Origin of the sequence: Mycobacteroides sp. CBMA 271 (assembly GCF_009729205.1) — a bacterium.
In the GTDB taxonomy this organism is placed as follows: domain Bacteria; phylum Actinomycetota; class Actinomycetes; order Mycobacteriales; family Mycobacteriaceae; genus Mycobacterium.
This window is the reverse complement of the sequence record NZ_VTHB01000003.1, coordinates 11992-33230: the sequence shown is the minus strand read 5'-3', so window position 1 is coordinate 33230 and position 21239 is coordinate 11992. Positions and strand designations below refer to the sequence as shown.

Genomic DNA, 21239 nt, shown 5'->3' with positions numbered 1-21239 from the left:
GGAATGCCGATGAGGGAGGGATCCGTTGAGCAACGAAGATAAGCCCGATGCCAAGGACGACGGTACGAACGCACCCGAGGGCGCGGGCAAGGACGTTTCCAGCAAGGACGGCCGACCTGGCGAACCCGCTTCGAAAGACGAGGGGGAAGTCGAAGAGGTCGACTACGAGCTGGAGGCAGCCGTTGCCGCGGAGCCCACTCCAAGCCGCAAGTTTGTCGCCAGACATGCCACCAAGATCGTCATCGGCGTGCTGGCGGTCTGCCTCGCCGCGGTGACAGCGGTCGCCGCGGGCCTGTGGGTGGAGAACAACCGGACGATCGAGGATGCGCCGCAGTCACGGCCCACCGTGAAGCTTGGCGTTCCTCTGGTGAACCCCGCGGCGACCAGTACCAGTACGACGACCACCACCCGCTCGCGGACTACGACGACAACCAGCAGCGTCGCCTCGACGACCAGCGTCAGCACCAGTTCGACCACCACAGGCAGCTCCACCTCCACCTCGACGACCGGGACCACCACCAGCATCTCGGTGCCAGGCCCCACCACTACCTCGGCGCCGCGTCCGGCGACCAAGGACGAGGAGTATGAGCTGACGAACGTGCTCAAGGCGTTCTACGCCGCGCTCGGTGCCAAGAACCTCGACGTGCTCAACGCGCTGTCCTGCGTGAAGATCACCGAAGCGGATCTTGAGGGGCAGCCCGATGATCTGAAGGTCAGCGTGGACAAGGTCGAGAAGTCGGTCGTCGATGGCGATACCGCCTCGTCGCGGGTAACGATCACGGCGACGGCCGGAGGGAAGACTGAGAGCAAAACCGGCACCGCCGGGTTCGCACGGATCAGTAATAGATGGGTGACCTGCGCCAACCAATAGGCAGGGCTGCGTCGATCGACCACCACTACTAGGCTCGATTGCATGACACTCGAGGCGACGTGGCAGGCACTGGAAACTCATCACAAGCAGATCGCTTCCACCCACCTTCGACAGTTCTTCGCCGACGACCCCACCCGGGGCAGCGACCTGACTGTGACGGTCGGCGACCTCTACATCGACTACAGCAAGCACCGCCTGACTCGCGAAACCCTTTCATTGCTAGTGGATTTGGCGCGCGCCGCCGACCTTGAGGGCAGGCGCGACGCAATGTTCGCGGGCGTGCACATCAACACCTCCGAGGACCGCGCGGTGCTGCACACGGCATTGCGTCTACCCCGCGACGCGCAGCTGGTGGTCGACGGGCAGGACGTGGTTGCCGATGTGCACCAGGTGCTCGACGCCATGGGCGACTTCACCGACCGGCTGCGCAGCGGCGAGTGGACCGGCGCCACCGGTGAGCGGATCACCACCGTGGTCAACATCGGGATCGGCGGTTCTGACCTGGGACCGGTGATGGTCTACCAGGCGCTGCGCCACTACGCGGATGCCGGGATCTCGGCGCGCTTCGTTTCCAACGTCGATCCGGCCGACTTGGTGGCCGCGCTCGCCGACTTGGATCCGGCAACAACACTTTTCATCATCGCCTCCAAAACGTTCTCGACACTGGAGACGCTCACCAACGCGACGGCGGCCCGGCGCTGGCTCGTGGACAAGTTGGGCAGTGACGCGGTATCCAAGCATTTCGTCGCCGTCTCTACCAACGCGAAGTTGGTGTCGGAGTTCGGAATCGACACCGCCAACATGTTCGGTTTCTGGGACTGGGTCGGGGGTCGATACTCGGTGGACTCGGCGATCGGACTGTCGGTGATGGCAGTGATCGGACGCCAGGCGTTCGGTGAGTTCCTTGCCGGGTTCCACACCGTCGATGAGCACTTCCGTACCGCTCCTCTGGAAGAGAATGCGCCCGCGCTGCTCGGCCTGATCGGCCTGTGGTACTCGAATTTCTTTGGCGCGCAATCGCGTGGGGTACTCCCCTACGCGAACGACCTGGCCCGGTTCGCCGCCTACCTACAGCAGCTGACGATGGAATCCAATGGCAAGTCGGTGCAGGCCGACGGTGCTCCGGTGAAGGTCGACACCGGCGACATCTACTGGGGCGAGCCGGGAACCAATGGCCAGCACGCCTTCTACCAACTGTTACACCAGGGCACCCGGTTGATCCCGGCGGACTTCATCGGATTCACCGAGCCCACCGACGATCTGCCGACGATGGATGGCACCGGCAGCATGCACGACCTGCTGATGAGCAATTTCTTCGCACAGACGCAGGTGCTCGCCTTCGGCAAGACCGCCGAGGAAATCGCGGCCGAAGGCACCCCTGCGAATGTGGTGCCCCACAAGGTGATGCCCGGTAACCGGCCCAGCACAACCATTCTGGCCACCAGGCTGACCCCTTCGGTAGTGGGTCAGCTGATCGCGCTTTATGAGCACGAGGTGTTCACCGCGGGCACGGTCTGGGGTATCGACTCCTTCGACCAGTGGGGCGTCGAGCTGGGCAAGAAGCAAGCCATCGCGCTGCTGCCCGTCATCACCGAGGACGCCTCGCCGGAGCAGCAGACCGACAGTTCCACCGATGCGTTGGTGCGGTACTACCGCGGAGCGCGGGGCCGGACTAAGTAGCGGCGACGATGAGCACCAGCGCCGGCGTCTTCGAGGTACGACGAATCCGGTGGGTACGGGTGGCGTCGAGGTAGGCGCTATCTCCTTCGCCGAGGACGTAGCTGATGACGTCATCATCCTGGCCACACTGCAACTCGATTGAGCCGCGGTGCACGAAGACGAGTTCCTGTCCCTCGTGCGACGACCTGTGTTCGGCGAACTCGGTGGACGGGCTCGCCAGGAACGGCGTCATGATCTTGCCGAGCATCTCGGTGCTCAGCGCGTGAAACTTGCTGTCATCCCACTCATCTGCCGCACGGTCCACCACGATCCGAGATTCGTGGGCGTCGGCGGTGAAGAGCCGCGTGACGTCCACATCGAGGGCCTGGGCGATGCGCATCGCGACGGACACGGACGGGGTGCTGTGTTCGCGCTCGACCTTCGACAGGTAGCTCTTGGTCAGACCAGTGCGACCGCCCAACTCTTCTAGGGTCAGGCCGCGTTCCCGTCGCAGCGCTCGAACCAGCGAAGTCATGTGGCCAGTGTGACACGGGGGTTCCTATCGGCACCGCCTTACGCCAACTAGGCAACACTGTTGACTAGATGACACCTTGTGTCCTATGGTGGTGATCGAACACCCCAGATCAGGAAGGAGCACGGAAATGGCGAGCACACTTCACGACACCAAGTCCGACTTGATGGTTCGCGCCGAGCGCAGCATGGAGACCCACTTCTCCGACTCGCAGTGGACCGCACGACAGAAGGTCGCACTCACCTGTCGCGCACTCTTCGATCGCGGACACGACTCCGGCCTCGCCGGACAGATCACCGCCCGCGCCGAGGAGCCCGGCACTTTCTACACGCAGCGACTCGGACTCGGATTCGACGAGATCACCGAGGAAAATCTGCTCCTCGTCGACGAAGACCTGAACGTTCTTCAGGGATCCGGAATGGCTAACCCCGCCAACCGGTTTCACAGCTGGATCTACCGAGCCCGCCCCGATGTGCAATGCATCGTGCATACCCACCCGTTCCACATCGCAGCACTGTCCATGCTGGAGACCCCCCTAGTCGTCTCGCAGATGGATATCGCGCCGCTGTACGACGACTGCGCGTTCCTTCCGGACTGGCCCGGCGTACCCGTCGGAAACGAAGAGGGCGAGATCATTTCGGCCGCGCTGGGAGATAAGAAGGCAATCCTGCTCGCCCATCACGGCCATGTGGTCGCCGGTGCCTCCGTGGAAGAATCCTGCTCACTGGCGGTATTGATCGAGCGGGGCGCCAAGCTGCAGCTCGCCGCGATGGCGGCCGGCACCATCGCACCCCTCCCCGAACGACTGGCCCGGGAGGCTCACGACTGGACGCTGACCCCCAAGCGCAGCGTCGCCAACTTCGCCTACTACGCCCGTAGGGCACTCGCCAATCACCCCGACACACTGAGGAGCTCGTAATGCTGTCCGGCATCATCGCCTACCCCGTCACCCCCTTCCTTCCCGACGACACCGTCGACGTCGATCGGCTCGCCGACCTGGTGTCCCGCCTCGTCGAAGACGGAGCCCACGCCATCGCACCGCTGGGCAGCACCGGCGAGTCCGCCTACCTTGAGGAGCGCGAATTCGACGCCGTGGTCGACACCACCGTCGCGGCAGTGAACAAGCGGGTGCCCGTCGTCGTCGGCGCATCGGACCTGACCACAGCCAACACCATTCGGCGGGCACGCCACGCCGAGCAGGCCGGAGCCGACGCGGTGATGGTGCTGCCGGTCTCGTACTGGAAACTCAGCGACGGCGAGATCGCGCAGCACTACGCCTCCGTGGCGGCGGCCATCGACATACCGCTGATGGCGTACAACAATCCCGCCACCAGCGGTGTGGACATGAAACCCGAACTGCTGGTGTCGATGTTCCACGATATCGACAACTTCACCATGGTCAAGGAGTCGACGGGTGACTTGAGTCGGATGCTCGACATCCAACGTCTCAGCGACGGACAGCTGCCCTTCTACAATGGCAGCAACCCACTGGTGCTGGATGCTCTGAACGCCGGCGCATCCGGATGGTGCACAGCCGCACCATGTTTGGCACCTCAGCCCTGTCTGGATCTGTTTGACGCGGTGCGCGCCGGACGCGGCGACGAGGCCGCCGCGATCTACGAAAGACTCAAACCCCTCCTGCAGTTCATCGTCGCGGGCGGGTTGCCCACCACTGTTAAGGCCGGCCTCGAACTACAGGGACGTGCCGTCGGCGACCCACGGCGACCGCTGCTCCCACTGGATTCCGAGGGCCGAGAGACCCTGAAGGGGATCCTCGCGTCGCTTCCTTAATGATAATGGTTATCATTACGGGGTGACGACAGCCCAACCCTCCCTCCTGCCCGTGACCGTGCTCTCCGGATTCCTCGGAGCAGGGAAAACCACCCTGCTCAACCACATCCTCGCCAACACCGAGGGACGACGGATCGCGGTGATCGTCAACGACATGAGCGAGGTAAACATCGACGCCGCCCTCGTTGCGGGCACCGGACACCTGGACCGCACCGAGGAGCGGCTCGTTGAACTCACCAACGGCTGCATCTGCTGCACGCTGCGCGAGGACCTGATCGAGGCCGTTGGAAACCTGGCCCGGCAGAATCGATTTGACCAGCTGGTCATCGAGTCGACGGGCATCTCCGAGCCCATGCCGGTCGCGGCCTCGTTCACCTGGGAGTTCGAGGACGGCACCAGTCTGGGGCAGGCGGCCCGGTTGGACACCATGGTGACAGTCGTCGATGCCTCCACCTTCCTGCCCGAACTCGCCCGCGGTGAGGCACTCGCCGACCGCGAGATGGCCGCGGCCGACGGGGATGGACGTTCCATCGCCGATCTGCTCACCGACCAGGTGGAGTTCGCCGATGTGCTGATCCTCAACAAGGTGGATCTGGTGAGTGAACGGACCCTCGGAATGGTGGAAACGCTACTGCGCCGCCTCAATCCGACGGCGACCATCACGCGGTCGATCGGCGGCGCCGTCGACCTCGATCTGGTGCTGCAGACCGGACTGTTCGATCCCGATCTCGCTGCCCAGACGCCCGGTTGGGACGAGGAGATCGCGGCCGGGCACACCCCGGAAACCGAGGAGTACGGCATCAGCAGCATGACCTTCCGCTCGGACAGACCCTTCCATCCGCAGCGACTCAATACGGTACTGGAGAATCTGCAAGGCCTGTTGCGCAGCAAGGGATTCTGCTGGATTGCCAGCCGCCCCGAGATCGCGGCGATCTGGTCGCAGGCCGGGCCGAACCTGACGATCGAACCCGCTCAGTTCTGGCAGAGCACCGACGTCACCCCGGGCCAGGAGATCGTCCTCATCGGCCTGCGGCTGGACCGGCCTCGCCTGCAGCTCCTGCTGGATTGTGCGGTGCTCACCGACGACGAAATCGCGGAAGGTGAGCACGCATGGCGGAACTACCCGGACCCGCTACCCACCTGGGGAGTCATGCACGCGCACTAGCCATCGCAGCCTTCTTGGCCCTGTTGCCACAGGTATTCATGTTGCACCAGCGCCGGTTGTTCGCGCGGCTGGTATCCACGTAAATCCCGTGGCACTGCTCCTGGGAGCATGCCTTTATGCGGTTACGATCGGGGCCGCCCAGCGTCTCGATGGCGTCGGCGGCAATCACGGACAATGCATCAGCGATGCTCGCACCCTGCCATCGCGCCGCGCCCATATCCAACACCCGGTGCGGATTTCCATTTTGGGACAACGCATTCAACGTCCCAACATCCGCGGTCGCGATCCGTCCACCGTCCGCGACTGCCGCGCCCGCGCGGTGGATGCACTCGCGCAGCTCCTTGGCTGCGCTCAATTCCGCGCCGGTTACCGCCGCACCGGCGAAGTCGAGCCCGTTGGCGTGCAACCACAGGCGCAGGCGGGCCGGGTCGGTGAGCCGCTCGGAGGCGTCACCGGCACGATCGATGACGGTCGCGGTGAACCGAAAGGCCAGCACCGCGTTATCCAGCCGAAAGATCGTTCGCGCATCCTCCGATGCACCCTGCGTCATACGAACCAGTTTAACCGGTTCGACAGATCTCGGACAGTGGTCTACGGTTGAACCATCTAAACCGGTTCACATGGAGGAGAGATGTCCGTCAATCACATCGGGATTACCGTTCCCGATATCGCCGCAGCGATCGACTGGTACCGGGAGGTGTTCGGATTCGAGTGCATCATGGGTCCCCGGACGCTCGAACCTGGACCCGATGGCGAGCTCCCGCCTGGACTCGACGCCCGGTTCACCCGGGCACGAATGGCCGGTCTGCAGACCGGAAACGGTGTGGGCGTCGAGCTCTTCGAATTTATTGATCCCGTGACGGACCCGCCACCGGACAGACCCGTGGAGTACACCCGGCGCGGCACCTGGCATCTCTGCCTGACGGTTCCCGATGTGAATGGACGAACACACGCCGTCGCCGAGCACGGCGGGCAGGTGATCACCGCGCCGCGGCCGGTGGTAGCCGGCAGGCCCTGGACCATGTCCTATCTGACCGATCCGTGGGGCACCGTCATCGAGCTCATGAGCCATGACTGCACCGAGATCTTCGTCAATTGGCCACCAGAGACAGGAGCGCACCAATGAGCACAATCGCCGTCGTCGGACTCGGAGCCATGGGAAAAGCCATGGCCCACAATCTTGTTGATGCGGGGCACGACGTCTCGGTCTGGAATCGCTCTCCCGCGCCGGTCGAGGAGCTGGCGGCGGCAGGCGCCCGCCCGCTGGGGTCGGTTGCCGCGGCGTTCGAATCCGGGGTGGTGTTCTCGGTGCTGGCCGATGACCAAGCCGTCACCGAAACTTTCTTGGATTCAACCGTTCTCGCGTCGGCACGGGGTGCGGTGCACGTCAACCTCGCGACCGTCAGCACACAGCTGGCCGGCCGCGCCGCGGCACTGCACGCCGAGCACTGCGCCGGTTACATCGCCGGTCCGGTCTTCGGGCGGGTCGCGGTAGCGCAGGCAGGGCAGCTTCAGGTGCTGGCGGCCGGCCAGAGCGAGCACATCGACCGGGCGCAATCGTTCTTCGATGTCATCGGCGCACGCACCTGGCGACTGGGTGCGGACCCGCGACAAGCCAACGTCGTCAAGATCATCGGGAACTTCCTCATCGCATCGGCTATCCAATCGCTGAGTGAGGCGGTCAGCATGGCCGAGCGTTCCGGCGTCGACGCGGGACTCCTGGTGGAGCTACTGACCACCACCCTGTTCCAGGGCCCTGCCTATAGCAGCTACGGCGCACTGATCGCCACCTCCACCTACGAGCCCGCCGGATTCACAACCACGCTCGGGCGCAAGGACGTTGGGCTGGCGCTCGAGGTGGCAGCCGATGCGGGCCTGCGCCTACCGTTCGGCGAGGTGCTGCGGTCAGTCTTCGACGAAGCACTGGCGAACGGCCAGGCCGATCTGGACTGGTCCTCGATCGCGGATTTGCAGCGGGCCCGCGATGCGCGGTGAACGAAAGGACATCAAGGACTTACGATTCGGAGCTATGCGTGATACCCGCGTATCACGCCGATGATTCGCGTTAGCCGCTCGGAGATGTCCTCGATACCGACTTCGGGATGCCGTCGCCACCAGCTGGTCACACCCGAAAGAGTCGAGGACCAGATAGCCATCGTCAGCGCGGCGTCCGTTCCATCGAAGCCTCTGTCGGTGGCGAAGGAGCCCGCGATGCCGTCGAAACCGTACTGGTTCAGTATCTTTCGGTAGCGTCGGGCGGTGTCCTGGGGTGCACCGTCCGGCAATCCAGTCAGGTGGAGCAACTCCCAGTCGTACCGATGATTTTCCATCGCGCCGACAAGCGCGACCAGCGTGCGCAGCGCTTGGTCGCTGGGAGGATGCACGGTCTGCTGCGCATCGCCGACCGCCCTCGTGAGATTGTGGCCCGCACGGTCCAGGCAGGCGATCAACAGCTCGTCGCGGCTGCTGAAGTACGCGTAGATCATCGCCTTGGACACGCCAGCGTCCTGAGCGATCGCAGTCAATGACGCGGAAGGTCCGGCGGTAACAAAGTGCCGGGTCGCCACGTCGACGATCAGTTGTTCACGCGCCTCCCGGGCCATGCCCTTCGTTCCGGCCCGCGGTCGCTCGACGTCACGCGATTCAGCAGTCACGGCGCATCCCGGGGATCGATAAGCACACCCGGATTCAGAACCCCCGCGGGATCCAGTGCTGCCTTCGAGGCGCGTAATGCGGCGGCGAAGGGTTCGGGACGTTGACGGTCATACCACGGCCGATGGTCGCGACCGACGGCGTGGTGGTGGGTGATCGTTCCCGAATTATCGTTAATTGCTTCGGAGACAGCGGCTTTGATCTGATCCCACTGTTCCACGGTCTTTCCCCACACGCCGCCCGCATAAACGCCGAAGTAGGGCGCGGGGCCGTCGGGGTAGACGTGGGTGAATCGGCAGGTGATCACGCCGGCGATTCGTTCCTGCCGCATCGCGTCCATCGCGGCATCGGTGACTGCCTCGCGCAGATCGGCGAAGCGATCCCACGTGCATGCTGTCTCAAAGGTTTCGGCAATCATGCCGCGCGCCGCCAGCGCATCCCGCTGATATGGCATCCGCAGGAACGACGATCGCCAGACATCCGCAGCACCGCCGGATGAGCTCGCTCCGTCGGCGTCCACGTAGGCGACCGGATCATCGAGGCTGCCGCCGAGGTCTCGGCAGATCTCGACCGCTCGCTCCATCCGCGTCGTCACGGGATGGTCGGCCGATTCGAATCCGAGGACCAGGACGGCCGTACTAGCTCCGGCGTTGATCATCGCCTCGATCGGGTCGAGCAATCGGCAGTTGGTCGGAAACAAGGCCGACTGCGAAAGCATCCGCACGGCATGAACTCCCGCCGTGTAGTCCGCGAAATTGACCGCGGCTCGAGCACGCCAGCGAGGCCGCTCCTGAATGCGCATCCACGCCTCGGTGATGACGCCGAGCGTGCCCTCGGAGCCGAGAAAGAGGCGATCGGGAGATGGGCCGGCACCGGAGCCGGGCAGGCGTCGCGATTCACAGATGCCCTGCGGGGTGATCACCCGCATCGACTCGGTCAGATCGTCGATGTGGGTGTACAGCGTGGCGTAGTGTCCACCCGCCCGGGTGGCCAACCATCCGCCAAGCGTCGAGAATTCAAAGGACTGCGGGAAATGCCGCAAGGTGTAGCCGTGCGGTCGAAGCTGGGCCTCCAGCGCGGGCCCCAACACACCGGCCTGAATACGCGCCGCCCGGCTGACTGTGTCGACCTCCAGTACCTGGTTCAGTGCACCGAGATCCATACTCACACAACCCGGGTAATCGTTCAGGCCACGCGGTTCGACGCCTCCCACCACCGAGGTCCCGCCCCCGAAGGGAATCACCGCAACCCCAGAGGTGGTGCACCAGTCCAGGATTGTGGAAACCTGCACCTCCGACTCCGGCCGCATCACCAGGTCCGGCACCGCGGATAACTGTCCGCGCAGGGCGCGCACCACATCCCGAAAAGCCTGCCCGTGGCTGTGGGCAATCCGGTCGGTGTGATCGGCGCTGGCGATACCGACCAGTGCGGCCGGTGGTTGGATGCGCGGCGCGCCCAGCTGAAACGACTCGATGGACGGCGGTACGTGAGCCTCGAGGTCCGCGGTGGGTAGCAGGGCCCGAATCCGCTGTTCCAGCCGATCCGCTTCGGTTCCCGTGACCGCATCGGAGACCGATCCCCAGCCCCACCACGAGCGTGTCATCAGACCACCCTTACCAATTGACCGATCGCTAATTTACGATTGAGTCATATAGGCTGACGGTACATCACTGCCGAGACTTCCGGAAGCCGCGACAAGAGCCGTGCTCGCCGCGCGAACAGACGAGGACACCATGTGGAAGACAGCTAGCCGGGTACTACTCGAAGGACTCGCGCCACGCGTCGACAAACGGCTCCCCAACTCGACCCTGCCGTTCGATCGGGCATCAATGATGTTGCCGCATGATGATTCTCGCCTCTGGTCGTGGACGCACTACGGGGTATTCCTCCCAGATCTGCCTGCACCCTGGCGCTATCTCAACACTATGACCTTCATCGGCCCCACCGGCGTCCGGTGTTTCGACAACGGCGTGGTCGCGTCGGCGGACTGCCGCCGCAACGCCACCGTGCTCAGCTCCACCGCGTACGCCGACCAGCACCATTACGCCGCCTACGACATCGACAACGACTGCGAGTTCAGCACCGATGGACGGCGTTTGCGGTGGGGGACGAACCTGACCATCGAGAATGACTTCCCCACCTTTACGGTCACGGGAAGGTACGAATCATTCGGCGTACATCTACAACTGGATGTACAGCCGCAGGCGTCCTGGTTTGTCGACTCTCCGATCTATCAACACGTGAGCCTGCTCGCCCCGTACAGCGGGTCCATCGAAGACGCCAACGGCACAACGAAGATCTCCGGGACTGGCACCGTGGAGTACGCGAAATGTGTTTCCCCACAGTCCTTCACCTCTCGCGTATTGCCACCATCAGCCAAGCTGCCCGTCGACTTCTTCACCTACCAGATCATCAACATCGCGGAGGACGTCCAACTGCTCCTCACCGACGTGCGCGCACTGGGCGTCACCGCGTGCAAGCTCGCGTACATCCGGACCGCTGGCAAGCGGGCCGAGGTGTACTCCGATGTGCGTTTCGATGTCCTCGAATGGGCTGAATCGCAGGTCGATCGCGCGGGTCGGGCCATGCGGATGCCCGCACGAATGCGCTGGACGATTGCCGATGTCGCCGAGCTGGTGGCCACCGTCGATTCACCACCTCGGTACGGTCACGGCAACGGATACGTGGGGGCGTACACATACACGGGCCGCTGGAAGGACGAATCCATCACCGGCAGTGGGTACTTCGAATGGGTCGATACCGAAGACTGGTGAGAGATAACTCCACCTAGCGCGAACCCGCCCTCTCACCCTCTTCGAAGACCGCCGACGCCGGTCCCACGATCAGCGGATCCGGCGTGCCCAGGACCTTCGCGTCCTTGTTGTCGTAGTCAAACTGCGACAACACGTGGCGCATCGCCTCCAGCCGGGCGCGCTTCTTGTCGTTGCTCTTGACCACCGTCCACGGCGCGAACTCGGTATCGGTGTCGAAGAACATCGCTTCCTTGGCCTCGGTGTAGTCGTCCCACTTATCGAGGGAAGCGAGGTCGGTGGGCGACAGCTTCCAGTGGCGTACGGGATCCGTACGTCGGGCCGCGAACCGTGCGAGTTGCTCGTTCCTGCTCACCGAGAACCACAGCTTGACCAGGTGCGTCCCCGAATTCACCAGCATGCGTTCGTATTCCGGTGCCTCACGCAGGAATTCAGCACATTGAGCGGGGGTGCAATACCCCATGACGCGCTCGACGCCCGCCCGGTTGTACCAGGAGCGGTCCATCAGGACGATCTCCCCACCGCTGGGCAGGTGCGCGGTGTAGCGCTGGAAATACCACTGCGTCTGCTCCACCGAGGTCGGCTTCTCGAGCGCCACCACACGGGCACCGCGGGGATTGAGGTGCTCGGTGAACCTCTTGATCGATCCGCCCTTGCCCGCGGCGTCACGGCCCTCGAAGATGATGCAGATCTTTTCGCCGTGCTCCTTGACCCACAACTGCAGCTTCAGCAGCTCAATCTGTAGCGTGCGTTTGGTCTTCTCGTACTCCTTGCGGCTCAGCTTCTCATCGTACGGATAGCCCTGTTTCCAGGCATCTTTGGCCTCTTTGTTGCGTGCAATACCGCCACGCAGGCTCGCGAGTTCATCGAGTTCGGCGGCGTAATCCACCGTGACCGAAGCGTTCCGCTTGTCTTCATCGCCCATAGATGAAGCATCCCATGCGGGGCCAAAGTCCCACGTGAGAACCTTGACGCCGGTTAGGCGAGCTTGCCCGCCAAGCGAGGCGGAATCATGCGCATGATCAGCGTCACCGGCGCCCACGGCCAACGCGGCACTGCGGCACGGCCGGGCTCCCTCTCGATGGCGTCCACCATCGCCGTCACACCGGTCTTGGTGTCCACCATCATCGGCGTGGTGGGCGACTTCGCGCTCAGGTCCGTCTGGATGTAGCCGGGCTCAATGGTGCTGACTTTGATTGGACCGCTGGCATATTCGGCGCGCAGCGATTCTCCCAACGAGGACAGCCCGGCCTTGCTGGCCGCGTATGCGGCCTTGGTGCCGGGCAGACCCTTGGCCGCCGTCACCGACGAGATCAAAACAAGGTGCCCTGCACCCTGCTCTTTGAAAAGCGCCAGCGACGCCTCGATCTGCACCAGTGCGCCAATGAGATTGGTCTCGATGGTCGCGATGTTGGCCCACGACTTGCCACCGCCCAGATGCCAGCCCTTGGCGATACCGGCGTTCACAACCACACGGTCCAGGCCGCCGAGCTCATCGCGCAGCTCGCCGAAGACCACCGGCACGGAGTCGTGGTCGTTGACGTCCAGCGGTCGCACTGCGACCTTGATTCCCGGGTTGGCGGCCAGCAGCTCTGCCTTGAGCTCTTCCAGCGCTTCGGTGCGGCGGGCGCACAGGGCCAGGTCGCGCCCCTTCGCGGCGAACTGGCGGGCCATCTCGGCGCCGAGGCCGGAGCTTGCTCCGGTGATGAGGATCTTCTGTCGCGTCACGTGGCCACTTTATTTGAGGAGCCGGGAGAGCCGACGGTCGGCCAGCACTTTGCCACCGGTCTGACACGTTGGGCAGTACTGGAACGATTTGTCGGCGAACGACACCTCGCGCACCACGTCGCCACATACCGGACACGGCATCCCGGTGCGGGCGTGCACGCGCAGCCCGGATCGCTTCTCGCCCTTGAGAGTTGCCGCCTGCTGCCCCACGCTGCGCTGCACGGCGTCGGTGAGCACCGACTGCATGGCCTCGTACAGCGCCGTCAATTGACCCTCGGAAAGCGTCTTGCCGGCGGCGAAGGGCGAGAGCTTGGCGACATGCAGGATCTCGTCGCTGTAGGCGTTGCCGATCCCGGCGATCACCCGCTGATCGGTAATCACGTTCTTGAGCCGTGCGGTGGTCTTGGAGAGGATCTCGGCCAATCCGTCGGCGGTCAAGGCGAGTGCGTCAGGACCCAACGAGGCAATCTGCGGCACCGTGGCGGGATCCTCGACCACCCACACCGCGAGCCGCTTTTGGGTGCCAGCCTCGGTGAGATCGAAACCCGGTGCCTCACCGGGTGTTCCGAGATGCACACGGAGCGCGATGGGACCCTTGCCCGGTTTGAGGGGAGCCGCCGCCAACTTATCCGACCAACGCAGCCAGCCCGCCCGCGACAGATGCGTGATGACATACAGCGGCCCAGGGCTGGATGTCGCCGGCTCCGCGGCTCCAGGGCTGGATGTCGCCGGCTCCGCGGCTCCAACCTGCAGACCGAGGTATTTGCCCCAGCGCGTCGCACCCGTCACCGTCTGGCCGTATAGGGCAGTGATCGGCGGATCGAACGTCTTGAGCACCGAGAACGCGGAGACATCAACCCTACCGACGGTCGCCCCGGTGGCGTGACGGCGCAGATGATCGGCGAGCGCCTCGACTTCGGGTAGTTCGGGCATATGGTCAGTCTGCAGAACGCAAGAGGTACGTGTCCATGATCCAGCCGTGTTCGGCCCGGGCGGAGGCGCGAACCTCGGCAATCCGGTCGCCCACTTCTCCCACGGTCCCCGATACCAGCAGTTCATGCTCGGTGCCCAGGTAGGCGCCCCACCAGATCTGAGTCGACGGCTCCAGTTGCCTGAAGGCACAATCACCGTCGAGCATCACCACGACGTTGCCAGTCCGAGGCCACTCCTCAAGCAGCCGACGCCCCGTCGTGATGAGCACCGGTTCCCCTATACCATTCAGCACGATCCGGTGCCGGGCAGTCAGCGCGGAGACGGCCGTGATGCCGGGCAGCACGTCGTACTCGAAGGCGGCCGCGTCGTCATCGAGGATCGCATCGAGAATCCGAAGCGTGCTGTCGTAGAGGGACGGGTCGCCCCACGCCAGAAAGGCCCCGGTGCCACCGTCGGGCAACTCGGAGGCAATCGCCTTGCCCCACAAAGCGGCCCGCTCGCCATGCCACTGCCGCACGGCACCGTGGTACTCCCCCTTACCGCGCACCGGATCGGGTAGTTCGACGAAGCGATACTCGGAATCGGTGACGTACCGCGCGCAGATGTGACGGCGCAACTCGACCAGATCGTCCTTGGTGTCGCCCTTATCGGCAACGAAGAAGACGTCCACCTCGCCCAGCGCCGCGATGGCCTGCACGGTCAGGTACTCGGGATGGCCGGCGCCGATCCCGATGACGCGAATCCGCCGCATCGACGCTAGGACGCTGCCGACTTGGAGACCAGTACCGGTGCGTTTTCCTGATCGGTGATCGCCGAGACGGTGAGCAAATTGCCGATGAAATCGCCCAACTGCTCGTCGGTCTGGGTCTCCACGACGCCGGGAGTCACCAACAGCGAGGCAGCAATCCGGAAGCTCCATTCGGCGGCGGCCTTGACGTTGACGGTGGTCAGCTGCGCCTCGGTGAGCATCGTGCGGATGTACGGAGCCAGCAATGTGGTGGTCTGATCGATGAACGGGCGGGCCTTCACCGTCAGATACGGCAACACCTGCTCGGGGTTCTCCTTGAGACCCTTCTGCAGCAACGGATGGTGGCGACCGTGCTGGACAATGCGGACGATGGCGTCGATGAATCCGGTGCGGGGAGTCTTGGCGGTGGCAAAGACAGGCTCCAGCAGTTCCCCGAACCGGAGAAACTCACGGTGGAACAGGGCCTCGATGATCGCCGACTGATCACCCACATGTTTGTAAACGGTGGGCCGCGACAGGCCGGCCTTCTTAGCGATCAGTGCGTGCAGACGTGCCTCGTACCCGTGCTCCAGCAAGCACTCTTCTGCGGCATCCAGGATGCGGCGGCGGATCTCGCCGTGGTCGCGGGTACGGCCGCGATGACTCGACCGGCTCACTTTCATGGGTGCCTTCCTTCGTGCGCCACGCGTTCTACGCGGTACTTCGCGTCTCACTTGACGCCTCAACCTGCAACGTTTACGTTTGACATCCTAACGGAAAGGATGGTCAACGGTGACCGCTACCCTCAATAACGGTCCTACTCGTGAGGAGTACGCCGACCGACTACTCAAGGGCACAGTTCGGCGTTCGTACCAGCCGATCGTGGATCTTGACTGGGATGCGCCGCTGGATCCGAACAAGTATTACCTGCCACCCAAGGTTGTCTCGCTGTACGGCACAGACGTGTGGAACAACATGTCGCGAGCCGAGCAGATCGAACTGTCACGACACGAGATGGTGAACCTGCTCTCCACCGGCATCTGGTTCGAGAACATGCTGAACCAAGGCCTGCTGCGCGTGATGATGCACGCCAACCCCACCAGCCACGAGACGCTGTACTCCCTCGCCGAAATCGGCGACGAGACACGGCACATGACCATGTTCGCCAAGGCCATCGAAAAGACGGGACTGCCGCCGTATCGGATGCCGTGGTACCAGCGAGTGATGGCCAACCTGCTGCCCCTGGTACTCAAGGGACCCGTGCTCTGGGTCGCCGCCCTCATCGGCGAGGAGATCTTCGACTCGCTGCAGCGCGAGATCATGGACGACCCCGAACTGCAGCCACTTGTGCAGCGGCTCATGCGGATTCACGTCACCGAGGAAGCCCGCCACATCCAGTTCGCACGCGACGGCATCCGGCAGCGCCTGGATCGGACGCCGAGGCGTGTCAAGACCATCCTGCGGCTCACCAACGGCCTGGGCGGACCCATATTCCGGTACCTGCTGACCAACAAGAAGATGTACGAGGCCGTGGGGCTCCCGGGTCGAGAGACCCAGCTCCTGGCGCAGCGAAACCCCGCCTTCCAGGAGGCCTCGCAGACCGGCTTCGCGCCGCTGCACAGATTCATGGAGGACATGGGCCTGATGGGCCGGGTGTCCCGACGGATGTGGCGCAGAACAGGTTTCGTCGCGTGAGTGCGGACGACGACGACGTCTTCGACGGCATCGCCTTCATCACCGCGGGCGAGTTCACCGTCGAATCCCGGGTGCGCCTGATGGGGTATTTCAATCCACTGGACGGCAAGTTCCATTGGCAGGGAACCATTTTCGCCAAGCCCGAGGGAGGCGAGCTGAGGGGCGGCACGCAGGTCACCATCACCGTCGGCGAGACCAGCGCGCAGGGACGCATCACCGAACAGACCCCGTGGGGGCATTTCTCGGTCGCGGGTGTCGGCGCGCCGCCGTACCCGCTAGCCGAGATCGAGCTCGACGTCGCGAACTGACTTGTCGGTGCGCAATCCGCGCCAGCTGGAATGTTTGAGAATCCCGCCGGGGGTGCGGTCCCCGTAGCGGACCTCAGCGACCAGCACCGGCTCGACGAACTGCACATCCTTGACCTCCACCGCGGAAAGCGGTGCATTGAAGGGTGATTCGGCGCGGTGGAGGGGCTCCAACTGCGCCTTAAGTGATGCCAACTCCTTCTCGGTGAACCCGGTACCCACCCGACCGGCGTACCGTAATCCGTCTTTGCCCGGAATGCCCATCAGCAGCGCGCCGATCCCGCTGCTACGCCCACCCTGCCCCTGGCGCCAGCCCCCGATCACGACCTCCTGGCTGCTCCAATTCTTGGCCTTGACCCATGACTGCGTGCGACCCGGGGCGTACGTGGAGTCCAGCCGTTTGGCGACGACGCCCTCCCATCCCTGCGACTGAGAAAACGCATGGGCCTCGGCACCGTCGCCGCTCAGTGATTCCGGAACGGTCATCGATTCGGTACCGGCACCCAGCACGTCGAGCAGTCGGCGCCGATCACGGTACTTGGTGTGTAACAACGATTTTCCGTCCAGGTACAGCAGATCGAATGCCCAGAACTGCGTCCGTGCGCCGGGCGTCCGGTTCTGCAGCAGCGTGAAGCTCGGCAGCCCTTTCGGGTCCAGCACCACCACCTCCCCGTCGAGAACCACACGATGGTCGGCCAATTCATGGGCGATCCGCTGCAATTCGGGGAACTCCGCGGTGACATCACGTCCGCTGCGCGCCAGCGCCCGCAGTTGCCCACGGTCACACTCGAGAATGAGCCGGTAACCATCCCACTTGCCTTCGAAGGCCCATTCGTCAGCACCCAGGCCGGCGACGGATCCGGTGGTCGGCAACATCGGCGCCAGGCCGACCGGCATCGTGGCGGGCGACCGCTGGTCCTTCATCCGATGGGCAAGCCACTGCTTGCCGTTGGTTCGGATCAGCGCGTATCGCCCCGAGATTCGCGTGCCATGCAGGGTGACGATGACCTCTCCCTTTTGCCCGCCTGCGGCTTCGGAATCGTCGCGGGGATCGATGAACTTCTCGGTGTCGTAGGTGCCCGAATCCCAGATAGTCACCTCGCCGCCGCCATACTCCCCTTTCGGAATGGAGCCCTCGAACGTGCCGTACTCCAATGGGTGGTCCTCGGTATGCACCGCGAGATGGTTGACCGACGGTTCCATCGGCAGATTCTTGGGAACGGCCCACGAGACCAACACCCCGTCGCGCTCCAGTCGGAAGTCGAAGTGCAGCGCGGTAGCGTGATGTTCCTGGATGACAAACGAATTGTTCTGTCCTGTTTCCGGTTTGACGGCGGGCACGGGCTCGGGGGTTCGCGCGGGGTCACGCATGCTGCGGTACGTGGAGAGCCGATCTTCGATGAACTTCGCGTCGTCGAATCCCGCCAACAAGTCGCCGTCACGTTCGGCACGCACCAGCACCTCGTCAAAGCGCAACTGGCGCAGTTCAGGATCGTCGAGCTCCGCCCAGGTGCGCGGCGCGGCAACGGTTGGCGCGTGGCGACCGCGCAGCGAGTACGGGGCCACCGTCGTTTTGGAACCGCTGTTCTGACTCCAGTCGACGAACACCTTGCCGCCGCGTTGCTGCCGTGTCATCGTCGCGGTCGCCAGGTCCGGCATCGCCTGCTCCAGCTGAACCGCAACCTTCTTCGCGACGGTGACGGCACCCGATGAACTGACCGGCTGCGCCAGCGGCACATACAGGTGAATCCCCTTGCTCCCGCTGGTCAACGGGAAGGTCGTCAGGCCGATATCGTCCAGCACATCGCGTACCGCGCGGGCGACGGTCGCCAGCTGCGACATGCTCACCCCCTCGCCGGGGTCCAGATCGAAGACCAACCGGGTTGCGGGGCCCGGGTTTTCGCCCAGGAAGCGCCACTGCGGCACGTGCACCTCCAGCGCCGCCTGCTGCGCGATCCAGGCCAGCGCAACCGAGGTGTCGATCAACGGGTACGTGACGTAACGGGACTTGTGCTCGATGCGCCGCCGCGGCAGCCAATCGGGTGCCGATGAAGCCAAGTCCTTCTCGAAGAATGACGGCTGGTCAACGCCGTTGGGCCAGCGCTTGCGGGTGACCGGGCGTCCCGCGATATGCGGCAGCATGAATGGCGCAATCGCGGTGTAGTAGCCGAAGATGTCGGATTTAGTGGTCCCACTCATCGGGTACAGCACCTTTTCCGCATTACTCAAGCGCACAGAAGGTCCCGCGGTTGGCTGGGTGGGCCATACTTGCGGTATGCGTTCCATCTGGAAGGGCTCCCTCGCCTTCGGGCTGGTGAACGTCCCTGTCAAGGTATACAGCGCGACCGAGGACCATGATCTCAAGTTCCATCAGGTCCACAACAAGGACAACGGTCGGATCCGCTACAAGCGCACCTGCGAGGAATGCGGCGAGATCGTCGAATTCCGGGACATCAACAAAGCCTACGAGGCCGAGGACGGCCGCACGGTCGTGATCACCGACGAGGACATGGCAACACTGCCTGCCGAGTCGAGTCGCGAGATCGAAGTCCTGGAGTTCGTGCCCCTCGCCGAACTGGATCCGTTGATGTACGACAAGAGCTACTACTTGGAGCCGGACAGCAAGTCATCGAAATCGTATGTGCTGCTAGCTCAGACACTGGCGCAGACCGAGCGGGTAGCGATCGTGCATTTCGCGCTGCGCAACAAGACGCGACTTGCGGCACTGCGGGTCAAAGACTTTGGTAAGCGCCAGGTGATGATCATCCACACGCTGTTGTGGCCCGACGAGATTCGTGAACCCGACTTCCCGGTGCTGGACAACGAGGTGACCATCAAACCGGCGGAACTGTCGATGGCCGGTCAGGTGGTCGACTCGATGGCCGACGATTTCGATCCGAGCCGATACAACGACACCTATCAATCACAGCTGCTGGAGATGGTGGAGGCCAAGCTCGAAGGCGGCGAGGCGTTCACCAAGGAGGACACGCCCACCGAGCTCGACGCCACCGACGTCTCGGATCTGCTGGCCGCACTGGAGGCCAGCGTCAAGAAGCGTCAGGCCGAGAAGGCCAGCACCAACTAAGGCGGCCCGGTCCGACCATCCGAGGGGTCTCGCCGCGCCAGAAAGTTTCGGGTACTCTAACTTTTCCATTCGGGTACCTAAACAGGAGGCGCGTGTGCTGGAGCGGCAGAAGCAGGCGCGACCACTGCAGGGGTTTTACCTCCTGGGGCCCGCGTTCGTCGCCGCCATCGCCTATGTCGACCCCGGGAACGTCGCCTCGAACGTCAGCGCCGGGGCCAAGTACGGCTTCCTGCTGGTGTGGGTGATCGTCACCGCCAATGCGATGGCCGGGCTGGTGCAGTACCTCTCGGCCAAGCTCGGCCTCGTCACCGGACAGTCGCTGCCCGAGGCTATCGGTGATCGCATGTCACGACCAACCCGAATCGCCTATTGGATACAGGCCGAATTAGTGGCCATGGCAACAGATTTGGCCGAGGTTGTGGGTGGGGCCATCGCGCTTTATCTGCTATTCGACCTACCGCTCCTCATCGGCGGCATGATCACCGGAGTGGTCTCGATGGTGCTACTGGCCGTGCAGGACAGGCGGGGGCAGCGTTCATTCGAGTACGTGATCTCGGCGCTGCTGGCGATCATCGCGATCGGATTCCTGGCCAGCGTCGTGGTGCAGCCGCCCCCGCTCGGCGCGGCCGTCGCGGGACTGATCCCCCACTTCCAGGGCGCCGAGAGTCTGATGCTGGCGACGGCGATGCTGGGCGCGACGGTCATGCCGCACGCGGTGTACCTGCACTCCGGCCTGGCCCGGGACCGGCATGGACACCCCGAGGAAGGTGAACCGCGGCGCAGGCTGCTGCGCATCACCCGCTGGGACGTGAGCCTGGCGATGATCTTCGCCGGGGCCGTCAACATGGCAATGCTGCTGGTCGCGGCGACGAATCTGCAGGGACGCGACGGTGTCGACACCATCGAAGGCGCCCATGCCGCGGTCCGAGACAGCCTGGGCCCGACCGTGGCGCTGCTGTTCGCGATCGGCCTGCTGGCCTCGGGGCTCGCATCGTCTTCGGTGGGCGCCTATGCGGGCGCGATGATCATGCAAGGTCTGCTGCGCCGTTCGATCCCGATCGTGACGCGGCGGCTGGTCACCCTGCTACCCGCGCTCGCTGTCCTCGCGACCGGTATCGATCCCACCCGCGCGCTGGTGGTATCGCAGGTGGTGCTGTCGTTCGGCATACCTTTTGCCCTCATTCCGTTGATCCGGTTGACCAGTGACCGCCTGCTGATGGGCACGGACGTGAACCATCGTGTGACGACGATGCTCGGCTGGCTCATTGCCGCCCTCATCACCGCGCTCAACGCAGTGCTCATATTCCTTACCCTTGCGAACTAGT

The 21239-nt window shown here is 64.0% G+C and carries 22 protein-coding genes; 12 read left to right on the top strand and 10 right to left on the bottom strand.

Annotation, left to right across the window (positions count from 1 at the left end):
- Positions 1-25 precede the first annotated feature (25 nt).
- Entirely contained in the window at positions 26-871 is an 846-nt protein-coding gene (locus FZI91_RS08800) for a hypothetical protein (RefSeq protein WP_155938668.1), read from the top strand.
- Between the two features lie 42 nt (positions 872-913).
- Complete coding sequence (gene pgi / locus FZI91_RS08795; RefSeq protein WP_155938667.1) at positions 914-2551, top strand: glucose-6-phosphate isomerase; 1638 nt, start codon at positions 914-916, stop codon at positions 2549-2551.
- Here pgi and FZI91_RS08790 read toward each other — a convergent pair.
- Entirely contained in the window at positions 2544-3065 is a 522-nt protein-coding gene (locus FZI91_RS08790; RefSeq protein WP_155938666.1) for a helix-turn-helix domain-containing protein, read from the bottom strand. The two genes, pgi and FZI91_RS08790, sit on opposite strands and share 8 nt — an antisense overlap.
- A gap of 127 nt (positions 3066-3192) precedes the next feature.
- Between FZI91_RS08790 and FZI91_RS08785 the strand changes: the two genes are divergently transcribed.
- The 3 genes from FZI91_RS08785 to FZI91_RS08775 are packed head-to-tail and all read left to right on the top strand — an operon-like array spanning position 3193 to position 6018.
- The gene (locus FZI91_RS08785; protein ID WP_155938665.1) at positions 3193-3981 is read left to right on the top strand and encodes an aldolase; all 789 of its coding nucleotides are present in this window, start codon (positions 3193-3195) and stop codon (positions 3979-3981) included.
- Positions 3981-4853: a dihydrodipicolinate synthase family protein gene (locus tag FZI91_RS08780; protein ID WP_155938664.1), complete on the top strand. Its 873-nt coding sequence runs from the start codon at positions 3981-3983 to the stop codon at positions 4851-4853. Before FZI91_RS08785 ends, FZI91_RS08780 begins: the two co-directional genes overlap by 1 nt.
- 22 nt (positions 4854-4875) lie before the next feature.
- Positions 4876-6018, top strand: coding sequence for a GTP-binding protein (locus FZI91_RS08775; protein WP_162525432.1), 1143 nt, complete (start codon positions 4876-4878; stop codon positions 6016-6018).
- Here the strand turns inward: FZI91_RS08775 and FZI91_RS08770 are convergent.
- Positions 6002-6568 (bottom strand): ABATE domain-containing protein, encoded by a 567-nt coding sequence (locus FZI91_RS08770; protein WP_155938663.1) that lies wholly within the window; start codon positions 6566-6568, stop codon positions 6002-6004. The genes FZI91_RS08775 and FZI91_RS08770 overlap by 17 nt on opposite strands.
- A gap of 81 nt (positions 6569-6649) precedes the next feature.
- On the opposite strand from FZI91_RS08770, the gene FZI91_RS08765 reads away from it, so the two are divergent.
- Both FZI91_RS08765 and FZI91_RS08760 read left to right on the top strand, forming a co-directional pair.
- A complete protein-coding gene (locus tag FZI91_RS08765; RefSeq protein ID WP_155938662.1) occupies positions 6650-7144 on the top strand; it encodes a VOC family protein in 495 nt (164 codons plus the stop codon).
- Positions 7141-8013, top strand: a complete 873-nt coding sequence (locus FZI91_RS08760) for an NAD(P)-dependent oxidoreductase (RefSeq protein ID WP_155938661.1) — start codon at positions 7141-7143, stop codon at positions 8011-8013. The genes FZI91_RS08765 and FZI91_RS08760 overlap by 4 nt, the downstream gene beginning before the upstream one ends.
- 32 nt (positions 8014-8045) lie before the next feature.
- Here FZI91_RS08760 and FZI91_RS08755 read toward each other — a convergent pair whose 3' ends face one another.
- Together FZI91_RS08755 and FZI91_RS08750 are read right to left on the bottom strand one after the other, a co-directional pair.
- Entirely contained in the window at positions 8046-8672 is a 627-nt protein-coding gene (locus tag FZI91_RS08755) for a TetR/AcrR family transcriptional regulator (RefSeq protein ID WP_155938660.1), read from the bottom strand.
- Complete coding sequence (locus FZI91_RS08750) at positions 8669-10273, bottom strand: FAD-binding oxidoreductase (RefSeq protein WP_155938659.1); 1605 nt, start codon at positions 10271-10273, stop codon at positions 8669-8671. The genes FZI91_RS08755 and FZI91_RS08750 overlap by 4 nt, the downstream gene beginning before the upstream one ends.
- A gap of 130 nt (positions 10274-10403) precedes the next feature.
- Between FZI91_RS08750 and FZI91_RS08745 the strand changes: the two genes are divergently transcribed.
- The gene (locus FZI91_RS08745) at positions 10404-11444 is read left to right on the top strand and encodes a DUF6670 family protein (protein WP_155938658.1); all 1041 of its coding nucleotides are present in this window, start codon (positions 10404-10406) and stop codon (positions 11442-11444) included.
- Between the two features lie 13 nt (positions 11445-11457).
- Here FZI91_RS08745 and ppk2 read toward each other — a convergent pair whose 3' ends face one another.
- From ppk2 to FZI91_RS08720, 5 genes are read right to left on the bottom strand one after another with little or no spacing between them, the layout of a single operon-like run.
- Complete coding sequence (gene ppk2 / locus FZI91_RS08740; protein ID WP_155938657.1) at positions 11458-12366, bottom strand: polyphosphate kinase 2; 909 nt, start codon at positions 12364-12366, stop codon at positions 11458-11460.
- A 53-nt stretch (positions 12367-12419) separates the two neighbouring features.
- Positions 12420-13169 (bottom strand): SDR family oxidoreductase, encoded by a 750-nt coding sequence (locus tag FZI91_RS08735; RefSeq protein ID WP_162525431.1) that lies wholly within the window; start codon positions 13167-13169, stop codon positions 12420-12422.
- A 9-nt stretch (positions 13170-13178) separates the two neighbouring features.
- Positions 13179-14102, bottom strand: a complete 924-nt coding sequence (locus FZI91_RS08730) for an Fpg/Nei family DNA glycosylase (protein WP_155938656.1) — start codon at positions 14100-14102, stop codon at positions 13179-13181.
- Between the two features lie 4 nt (positions 14103-14106).
- A complete protein-coding gene (cobF, locus tag FZI91_RS08725) occupies positions 14107-14853 on the bottom strand; it encodes a precorrin-6A synthase (deacetylating) (protein ID WP_155938655.1) in 747 nt (248 codons plus the stop codon).
- Between the two features lie 5 nt (positions 14854-14858).
- The gene (locus FZI91_RS08720; protein WP_155938654.1) at positions 14859-15512 is read right to left on the bottom strand and encodes a TetR/AcrR family transcriptional regulator; all 654 of its coding nucleotides are present in this window, start codon (positions 15510-15512) and stop codon (positions 14859-14861) included.
- Positions 15513-15621: 109 nt separating this feature from the next.
- Between FZI91_RS08720 and FZI91_RS08715 the strand changes: the two genes are divergently transcribed.
- The gene (locus tag FZI91_RS08715) at positions 15622-16524 is read left to right on the top strand and encodes a diiron oxygenase (protein ID WP_162525430.1); all 903 of its coding nucleotides are present in this window, start codon (positions 15622-15624) and stop codon (positions 16522-16524) included.
- A complete protein-coding gene (locus tag FZI91_RS08710) occupies positions 16521-16832 on the top strand; it encodes a DUF4873 domain-containing protein (protein WP_162525429.1) in 312 nt (103 codons plus the stop codon). The genes FZI91_RS08715 and FZI91_RS08710 overlap by 4 nt, the downstream gene beginning before the upstream one ends.
- Here FZI91_RS08710 and FZI91_RS08705 read toward each other — a convergent pair.
- A complete protein-coding gene (locus FZI91_RS08705; protein WP_155938653.1) occupies positions 16800-19115 on the bottom strand; it encodes an ATP-dependent DNA ligase in 2316 nt (771 codons plus the stop codon). The genes FZI91_RS08710 and FZI91_RS08705 overlap by 33 nt on opposite strands.
- On the opposite strand from FZI91_RS08705, the gene FZI91_RS08700 reads away from it, so the two are divergent.
- Positions 19105-19914 (top strand): Ku protein, encoded by an 810-nt coding sequence (locus FZI91_RS08700; protein ID WP_155938652.1) that lies wholly within the window; start codon positions 19105-19107, stop codon positions 19912-19914. The two genes, FZI91_RS08705 and FZI91_RS08700, sit on opposite strands and share 11 nt — an antisense overlap.
- Positions 19915-20008: 94 nt before the next feature.
- Positions 20009-21238 carry an Nramp family divalent metal transporter gene (locus FZI91_RS08695; RefSeq protein WP_162525428.1) on the top strand — a complete coding sequence of 410 codons (1230 nt, stop codon included), beginning with the start codon at positions 20009-20011 and terminating at the stop codon, positions 21236-21238.
- The last annotated feature ends 1 nt before the right edge of the window (position 21239 follow it).